The 8,377-nt window shown below is 72.4% G+C and carries 7 protein-coding genes; 3 read left to right on the top strand and 4 right to left on the bottom strand.

The genetic code is table 11. The features are described 5' to 3' along the window. Nucleotides 1-350 precede the first annotated feature (350 nt). Complete coding sequence (locus tag ABEA26_RS21330) at nucleotides 351-950, top strand: ALF repeat-containing protein (RefSeq protein WP_345594476.1); 600 nt, start codon at nucleotides 351-353, stop codon at nucleotides 948-950. Nucleotides 951-1,049: 99 nt separating this feature from the next. On the opposite strand, the gene ABEA26_RS21325 is transcribed toward ABEA26_RS21330, so the two are convergent. Genes ABEA26_RS21325 through ABEA26_RS21310 form a run of 4 tightly spaced genes read right to left on the bottom strand, consistent with a single transcriptional unit; the run spans nucleotide 1,050 to nucleotide 5,855 of the window. Next, nucleotides 1,050-2,117, bottom strand: coding sequence for a hypothetical protein (locus tag ABEA26_RS21325; protein WP_345594474.1), 1,068 nt, complete (start codon nucleotides 2,115-2,117; stop codon nucleotides 1,050-1,052). 51 nt (nucleotides 2,118-2,168) lie between these two features. Next, nucleotides 2,169-3,107, bottom strand: coding sequence for an N-acetylneuraminate synthase family protein (locus ABEA26_RS21320; RefSeq protein ID WP_345594473.1), 939 nt, complete (start codon nucleotides 3,105-3,107; stop codon nucleotides 2,169-2,171). Nucleotides 3,108-3,120: 13 nt separating this feature from the next. Next, complete coding sequence (locus ABEA26_RS21315; protein WP_345594472.1) at nucleotides 3,121-4,458, bottom strand: cytidylyltransferase domain-containing protein; 1,338 nt, start codon at nucleotides 4,456-4,458, stop codon at nucleotides 3,121-3,123. Nucleotides 4,459-4,508: 50 nt separating this feature from the next. Beyond that, nucleotides 4,509-5,855, bottom strand: a complete 1,347-nt coding sequence (locus ABEA26_RS21310; protein ID WP_345594471.1) for a DUF6716 putative glycosyltransferase — start codon at nucleotides 5,853-5,855, stop codon at nucleotides 4,509-4,511. Nucleotides 5,856-6,053: 198 nt separating this feature from the next. Here ABEA26_RS21310 and ABEA26_RS21305 point away from each other — a divergent pair, with 198 nt between their 5' ends. Next, complete coding sequence (locus ABEA26_RS21305) at nucleotides 6,054-7,034, top strand: glycosyltransferase family 2 protein (protein ID WP_345594469.1); 981 nt, start codon at nucleotides 6,054-6,056, stop codon at nucleotides 7,032-7,034. After that, the gene (locus ABEA26_RS21300; RefSeq protein WP_345594467.1) at nucleotides 7,031-8,365 is read left to right on the top strand and encodes a polysialyltransferase family glycosyltransferase; all 1,335 of its coding nucleotides are present in this window, start codon (nucleotides 7,031-7,033) and stop codon (nucleotides 8,363-8,365) included. The genes ABEA26_RS21305 and ABEA26_RS21300 overlap by 4 nt, the downstream gene beginning before the upstream one ends. The last annotated feature ends 12 nt before the right edge of the window (nucleotides 8,366-8,377 follow it).

The raw sequence follows: 8,377 nt of genomic DNA, 5'->3' as shown, positions 1-8,377 counted from the left end.
GTCGACTCGCTTGGGTAAACTCGCCCGCCTTTCCGACCGAGCCGACCATGAGAAACCCACCGGGAGGGGCCCCACCACTCCACGGCACCCGTCCTTGAGATACGGGTACCACGCAACGATCGCCCCACGCACACGATCCGGCGGCCGGACGTCACGGACGGGAACCGGCCGGTGAGAACGGGGACCGCCCGGGCCCGTCACACGGGACCGACGCCGCCGCCGACGCACCGCCTGCGATGAAGAACCGGTGAAGGCCGCGTGATCATTACAGTTTCCCGGCCCGCCTCTCCCTGAAATGATGTTCCGGCTGTGGCTGTACAACGCGACTACACCTCAAGGTGGTTGACTCTGTGAGACTGACCCGCGCGACCCTCGCCGTGGCCGTCGGCGCCCTCGCTCCCGCCCTGCTTCTCTCCGCCCCCTCCTTCGCCGCCGCCCCGGCGCCGTCGACGGCCGCCGCGGTGGTGGCGCCGGAAACGGGCTCCCCCTACGACGATATGGACGCCGACGACCTGCGCGTCGCCATCGCCAGGACCCTCGCCGACCCCGACAGCGGCCGACGCGTCGTCCAGGAGGCCAACGAGCTCCTCGACGACGGCACCGTGGAGGAGATGCGCGCCTGGCTCGAGACCGGGTACCCCCTCGCCCAGGCCGAGGACGACCGCGTCGCCATCGTCCGTCTCCTCGCCGACCCCGACAGCGGCCGACGCGTCATCCAGGAGGTCCACGAACTCCTCGACAACAACATCGCGGCGGACATACGCGCCTGGCTCGAGACCGGGTACCCCCTCGCCCAGGCCGAGGACGACCGCGTCGCCATCGTCCGTCTCCTCGCCGACCCCGACAGCAGCAGCGCTCTGCGCGCCGCGGCGAACGCGGTCCTGGACGACGGCACCCCGGAGGCACTGCGCCACTTCCTCGAGGTGGGCCAGTACGAGGTCGGCTCCTAGGGTTCCTCCAGACGAGTTCGGCGGGACGGCACCGGGCCCGGGCCCTGCGGAGCAGGCATCCCTGGTCCGGTGCCGTCCCGCCCGGCTGCGGCGCGGAGACTACGCGGTGCCCGCCACCGCCGACAGCCGATGCGCGCCCCGTGCCGACCCCGTGACGCCGGACAGGAACCCCCGGGCCCTCGGTGAGGCGGACTCGGTGAGCCAGGCCGGGTCGATGTCGCAGACGGCGACGCGGACCTCGGTACCGGCCAGGGCCAGGGGAAGGGTGTGGACGACCGTGGACGGAAAGCTGAGGACGGTGCGGCCGATCGGGCCGCGGCGGGCGATCAGCTCCAGGGGAAGGTCGGGGCGGACGACCTCCAGGCCCGTCTCCACGGCCAGCCGGTGGAGTTTCTCGGTGCTCTCGCGGCGGTGGGCGAAGTAGCGGGCCGCGCCGTGGGTCCTGGCCAGGCCTCGTACGGCGTCCACGTAGCGGTCGGCGTCGACGACGCCCGTCTCCACCAGGGAGGTGCCCACCATGTCGGCGCCCTTGGTGACGCGGGGCGGGCCGAAGCGGGCGCGGGTCCAGGCGAAGTCGTTCGCCGTGACGGTGACGCCGTCCGGGGTGTCCTCGATGGGCATGGCGGAGAAGACGGAGACCCGGCGGTCCCCGGAAGGGGTGAGGCGGCGGCGCGCGGACCCGGACACCGGGGCGAAGAGCAGGTCGCGGGGGCCGGGGCGGCTGCCCTTGCGGTGCCAGCGGACCAGGCGTTCGCCGCGGGCGAGCTGGGTGACGAACTCCATCGTGGCCGTGCCGTCGTCGACGACGACCAGGTCACGGGCGCGGGTGATGGTGAGGAGCAGTTGTACGTAGCGGGAGAAGGGGTCGCCCATGACGATCCGGTCCGCGTGGCGGAGGAGGGTCGTCAGGCCGCCGACTGTGCGGAAGGGTGCGGTGGCGCCGCCCCGTGCCTCCTCCCAGCGGACCTCGTGGCCCTCCTTGCGGGCCAGTTCGGACATGCGGCGCAGCTGGCCGCGGGTCATCGGGTCGACGGGTGAGAGGACCACGAGGGTGAGCTCCGCGCCGGGTGCGCGGGTGTGCGCCCACTCCAGCACGTTCAGCAGTTGTACCGGGCTCTCGACGAAGGCGAGAGTGCGGGGGCCGGCATTCCCGGCGCGGGGGCTCATCGGCGTAGACCGTCCCGTGGTGAGGGCGTGTGAGGGTGTCGGACCGTGGAGTCAGACCGTGACCGGCTCGCCCGCGGCGGCGGCGATCTCCGCCTCGGCGACGACGCCGGTGACGCGGCGCAGCTTCTTCATCGGGCCGAGCTCGGAGTCGTAGACCTTCTTGACGCCGTCGCCGAGGGAGGCCTCGATGGTGCGGATGTCGCGGACGAGGCGGGTCAGACCCTGCGGCTCGACGGAGGCGGCCTGGTCGGAGCCCCACATGGCGCGGTCGAGGGTGATGTGGCGCTCGACGAAGGTGGCGCCGAGGGCGACGGCGGCCAGCGTGGTCTGGAGGCCGGTCTCGTGGCCGGAGTAGCCGATCGGGACGTTCGGGAACTCCTGCTGGAGGGTGTTGATGACGCGGAGGTTGAGCTCCTCCGCCTGCGCCGGGTACGTCGACGTGGCGTGGCACATGAGGATGTTGTCCGAGCCGAGGACCTCGACCGCGTGGCGGATCTGCTTCGGGGTCGACATGCCGGTGGAGAGGATGACCGTGCGGCCCGTCGCGCGCAGGGCGCGCAGCAGCTCGTCGTCGGTCAGGGAGGCGGAGGCGACCTTGTGGGCGGGGACGTCGAACTTCTCCAGGAAGGCGACGGCCTCGGTGTCCCACGGGGAGGCGAACCAGGCGATGTCCTTGCTCTTGCAGTAGTCGTCGATCTGGCGGTACTCGTCCTCGCCGAACTCCACGCGGTGGCGGTAGTCGATGTACGTCATCCGGCCCCAGGGGGTGTCGCGCTCGATGTCCCACTGGTCGCGCGGGGTGCAGATCTCGGGGGTGCGCTTCTGGAACTTGACCGCGTCGCAGCCGGCCTCGGCGGCGGCGTCGATCAGCTTGAACGCGTTCTCGAGGTCGCCGTTGTGGTTGATGCCGATCTCGCCGGTGATGTAGACGGGGCGGCCGGGGCCGGCCTCGCGGGAGCCGAAGGCGCGGATGCGGGAGTTGGTGCTCATGGCGGGGATTTCCTTACTTGGACTGGGTGAGCGTGGTGGGGGTGGTGGAGGGTTCGGTGGGGGCCAGGGAGTCGAGTGAGGGGCCGAGGAGCCAGCTCGCGATCTCCCGGATCGCGCCCTCGCCGCCGGGGACGGTGGTGACCGCGCGGGCCGCGCCGCGTACGGCGTCGTGGGCGCTCGCGACCGCCACGGGCCAGCCGACGAGGGCGAAGCACGGGAGGTCGTTGACGTCGTTGCCGACGTAGAGCACGCGCTCGGGGGCGATGCCCTGCTCCTCGCACCACTGCTTGAGTGCGAGGTCCTTGCGGTCGATGCCGTGCAGCACGGGGAGTTTGAGCTTGCGCGCACGGGCGGCGACGACCGGGTTCACCTCCGTGGACAGGATCAGCATCGTCAGACCGCTGCGGCGCAGGGCGGCGATGCCGAGTCCGTCGCCGCGGTGCACGGAGACGAACTCCCGTCCGTCGGAGTCGATCAGCACCCGGTCGTCGGTCTGGGTGCCGTCGAAGTCGAGGACGACCGCGTCGATGTCGGCGGCGGTCGGGAGGGCGCCGGGCCGGGCGGTGTCGAAGAGGGGTGCCAGGGCGCGGGCGCGGGCCAGGTCGTGCGGGTCGTCGATCTCCAGGACGCGGGCCGGGTCGGTGCGGACCAGTTCGGTGCGGCCGAAGAAGCGGTGCCGGTGCTCACGGAAGCCGGGCGCGGCCATGGCGTAGGCGGCGCCGGTCTCCAGGAGGTCCTGGGGGCGGTCCTGGCGGCGGGGGCGGTACGACTTGTCGTGGTTGACACCGAAGCCGCCGCCCGCTTCGCCGGTGCCACCCTCCCGCTGCTCCGTCCCGTCGGTCCCGTCGGTCGCGTCCGTCCCGTCGGTCGCGTCCGTCCCGTCTCGCCAAACGAAGCCGTGGAACGGGGCCACCGTCACCGCCGTGTCGGCGCCGTTCTCGGCGACCGCGCCGGCCACGCCGTCGATGTCCTCGCGGACGATGAAGGGGCTGGTGCACTGCACGAGCAGCACCACGTCGACGGGCGCGCCGTGCAGGGCCTCGTGGGTGTCCATGGCGTGCAGTACGGCCGCCTCGGAGGTGGCCGTGTCCCCGGCGATGGCGGCGGGCCGCAGTACGACCTCGGCGCCGGCCTCCCGGGCCGCGGTGGCGATGGACTGGTCGTCCGTGGAGACGACCACATCCGTCACCAGCCGGGTGGCCCGGCACTCGCGCACCGCGCGGGCCACCAGGGGCACACCGCCGACGGGGGCGAGGTTCTTCGCGGGCACGCCCTTGGAGCCGCCGCGCGCGGGGATCACGGCGAGCACGCGGCGCACGTCGGCGCCCCGGCCCGCTTCCGGTGGGGACATGGGCTGTACTCCTTGGAAAGGGAGGCGGTGACGGAGACGGTCCGGGGCGTTCACAGCTCCCCCATGCGCCGGATCACCGGGGCGACCCGCTGGACGCCGTGCCGGTAGGCGCCGCGTGCCGCCCGGCGCACCACCTGCCGGACCGGGCCGGGTGCCTTGTCGGCGGCGGGTGCGCCGGGGAGCGGGGTGCCGTCGGGGGCGAGATGGTGGCGGGCGAGGATGCCGGGGAGGTAGCCGGGGGCGGTGGCCGGTGTGTAGTACGGGGCGAGCGGGGGCAGGCCACCGGGCCGGCCGAGCAGGCCCGCGATGCGCGTCCGGGCCTCGTCGAAGGCGGTCTCGTAACCGCCGTGCGCCGCCACGCCCTGCCGGGCGACCCACGCGGGGTCGGGCGCCGGGCGGTGGCCCTCGTCGAGCTGGTCCCAGGAGGCGAGGCAGCCGGAGCCGACGAAGTGGTGGTTGCCGAGCGCCTCGCGCACGCCCAGATCGGTCAGTACGACGGTGGGGATGCGGCGGTGCAGGGATTCGAGGGCCGCGGTGGAGCTGATGGTGACCAGCAGGTCGGTGCGGTCGAGGACCTCACCCATGTGCCCGTAGACCAGGCGGAAGTTGGGCGGCGGGTCGGCGCGCTGCACCAGCTTCTGGTAGGGCAGCTCCTCGATGTGCGTGGTGTGTTCGCCGGGCTTGGAGCGCAGCTTGAGCAGCACCTCGCGCCCGGGGTGCCGGCGTGCGTGCCGGATCAGCCGTTCGAGGAGGTACGTACGGTCCTTGCGGCTGTCCGGCACGGAGGGCTGGGCGGCGAAGACGACCGTGTAGGGGCGGTCCTCGCCGTCGGGTTCCCCCTTGTAGGCGGCTCCGCCCAGGAAGGGCAGGGCGACCTCGGTCACCGCGTCGGCGTCGGCGCCGACACCCTCGTACACGGTCCGGAAACGGTCCGCGTCCTGTCGGGAGTTGGCGAGTACGAGATCGGCGCCGTGGCGCAGCAGCAGGCCGTCGGCGAGCTTCTCGTAGACGACGCCGACGTAGCCGGTGACGACCACGGGCCGCTCGGCGCAGTCCTCCCAGACCCTGCCCAGGCCGTGCAGCATCGCCTGGACGCCGCCGCCGACCAGGGCGATGACGAGGACGTCGTAGGGTTCCTCGCCGCTCGCCCCGCCCATCGCGCGCAGGAACTCGACGGCGGTCACCTCGCGGAGCGAGTCCGCGGTGACGCCTACCTCGCGCAGCTGGCGGGGGGTGGGGGTGGCTCGGCCGCGCAGGAGGTAGCCGTCGAGGTGGATCTCCGTGTTCTCGGGAGTCCCGGGTGAGATGCGGGTCGCGGTGAGCGCGCCCCATTTCCACCGGGTGTCGGAGTCCGCCAGGACGGCGACTCGCAGGACCTTCGTTGCACTTGCTGGCACGTCGTAGACGCTAGGAAGCCATTTCTAGGAACCGCCCAACCGGAATCCAACAAAGGGTGAACAACACATCGCCGAATGGGGTATCGGGCCGCGCGGCGTCCGGGATTGCGCGCGCTTCATGGCTTCGCCACGCCTCGTTCACCCGGAGTCAAGGTTCAGGTAAAGCCCGGTGCCGGGCCGCCGCCTAACGTCGTTCACGTGCCCAAGCTCTCCGTCATCGTGCCGTTCTACAACGTGCGGCAATACGCACCCGACACCCTGCGGAGTCTGCGCGCCAACGCGCGGAACGACTTCGAATTCATTCTCGTCGACGACTGCTCGTCGGACGGGACCGCCGACCTGCTCGCGCGGGCCGAGTCCGAGCTGCCGGGGGCGGTGCTGGTCAGACACGAACGCAACGGCGGACTGGCCACCGCCCGCAACACCGGCATCGACCGGGCGCGCGGCGAGTACCTCACCTTCCTGGACGGCGACGACTGGCTGGCTCCCGGCCACTACGACCGGCTCGTAGCCGTGATCGAGGAGCTGGGCTGCGACTTCGTACGCACCGACCACGTCCAGTGCACGGCACGGGCCCGCGTCGTGCACCGGGTGCCGCACGGCCGCCGCAACGTGCCGTTGCGCCCGCGCGACGCGATCCTGCCCGCCCACCGCTCCACCTCCGTGGACTACGCCTACGCGTGGGCCGGCGTCTACCACAGCCGGCTGGCCGAGCGCGGTCTGCTGCACTTCACCGACGGGCTGCGCACGGCCGAGGACCGGCCGTGGATCTGGAAGCTGCACCGGGAGGCGGAGTCCTTCGCGGTGACCGGGCTGCTCGGCGTCTTCTACCGGCGCGGGGTGGCGTCCTCGCTCACCCAGATCGGGGACGTCCGCCAGCTCGACTTCATCCGTGCCTTCGACGAGGTCGTCGCCGGGGCGGCCGAGGACGCCGACGCCGCGAGCCTGCTGCCGAAGGCCGTGCGCACGTACTGCGCGATCATCTCCCACCATCTCGGTTCCATCGAAAGGTTCGAACCCGCCGTGGCCCGCAAACTGAAGGCGATGAGCGCCGCCGCGCTGCGGCGGATGCCGCAGGACGCGCTCGACGAGGTGCTCGGCTCGATGGACGCCGAGCGCGCCACGCGGCTGCGCCGGCTGCGCCGCCGTACGGTGCCGGGCGCGGAGGTGGCCGCGTGAGCACGCAGATCTTCATGGCGTCGACGCTGTACGGCACGGCCACGCTCGCCGCCGCCCTCGACGCCGGCTGCTTCGACGCGGCCGACCGGCGGATACTGCTGGTCTCCAACAACGCGACGACGCCCGAGACGACACCGTCCGTGGACGGGATGCCGGGGTTCGACCAGCTGCGGACGCGGTTCGACGACGTGGTGTCGTGGAACGAGGCGATCTTCCCCTTCCACCCCGGCGGCTGGTCCCCGCGGGTGGAGGACGCGCCCATGTGGGAGCGGTATCTGCGGCTGGTGTGGGGAATCGGCGACGACGACGTGGCACTGGCCGTGGAGTCGATCCAGGTCCACCCCGCGCTGGGCGTGGCGCAGATCTTCACCGACGCGCCCCTCACCGTGTACGCCGACGGCCTGATGAGTTACGGCCCCACCCGCAACAAGCTCGACCCGCTGGTCGGCACGCGGGTGGAACGGCTGCTCCACCTGGACCTGGTGCCGGGGCTCGCACCGCTGCTGCTGACCGAGTTCGGCGTCGGGGCGGAGCTCGTGCCGACCGAGGCGTTCGCCAAGGTGCTGTCGGAGCTGGCGGACACCGGCGCCGGTCTGCCGGACGTGGAGCGGCCCGCGGTGCTGCTCGGCCAGTACCTGTCGGCGCTGGGCATCCTCTCCCCGGATGAGGAGGAGAGCCTGCACGTGTCCATGCTGACCGGCGCCGTCGGCCTCGGGCACACGCGCGTGGTGTTCAAACCGCACCCGACCGCCCCGGCCCGCTTCACCCGTGTCCTGGAGCAGGAGGCGGAGCGCCTGGGCGCCGACCTCACCGTGGTGGACACACCGGTCCTCGCCGAGGTGCTGTACCAGCGGGTGCGTCCGGCGCTGGTCGTGGGCTGCTTCTCCACGGCCCTGCTGACCGCCTCCGCGCTGTACGGGCTGCCGGTCGCCCGGGTCGGCACCGAGACGCTGCTGGACCGGCTGACGCCGTACGAGAACAGCAACCGTGTCCCGGTCACCATCGTCGACGCGCTGCTGCCCGAGCCGGCCGACCCGACGGCCGTCGCCGACGGCCGTCAGGGGCTGGACACGGACGCGCTCGCCGCGCTGGTGCGGGCCGTCGGGTTCGCGATGCAGCCCAAGATCCTGCCCGAGCTGCGGCCGGCTGCCGAGGAGTACCTGCGGAGCAACCTGAACGCCCGTACCGGGCGGTACTTCAAGAAGCGGCGGCTGACCTCGCTGGGCCTGCCCGGCGGCATTCCGGAGCGGCTGGCATTCCTGCCGCGCAATTCCACGGCACGCAAGGTGGTGCGGCGGGCGAGGGCCATTCGGCGCTCGATCAAACGGTGAGGTGATTCCCGG

This window comes from Streptomyces marokkonensis (genome assembly GCF_039539045.1).
In the GTDB taxonomy this organism is placed as follows: Bacteria; Actinomycetota; Actinomycetes; order Streptomycetales; family Streptomycetaceae; genus Streptomyces; species Streptomyces marokkonensis.
This window is presented reverse-complemented; position numbering and strand designations above follow the sequence as displayed.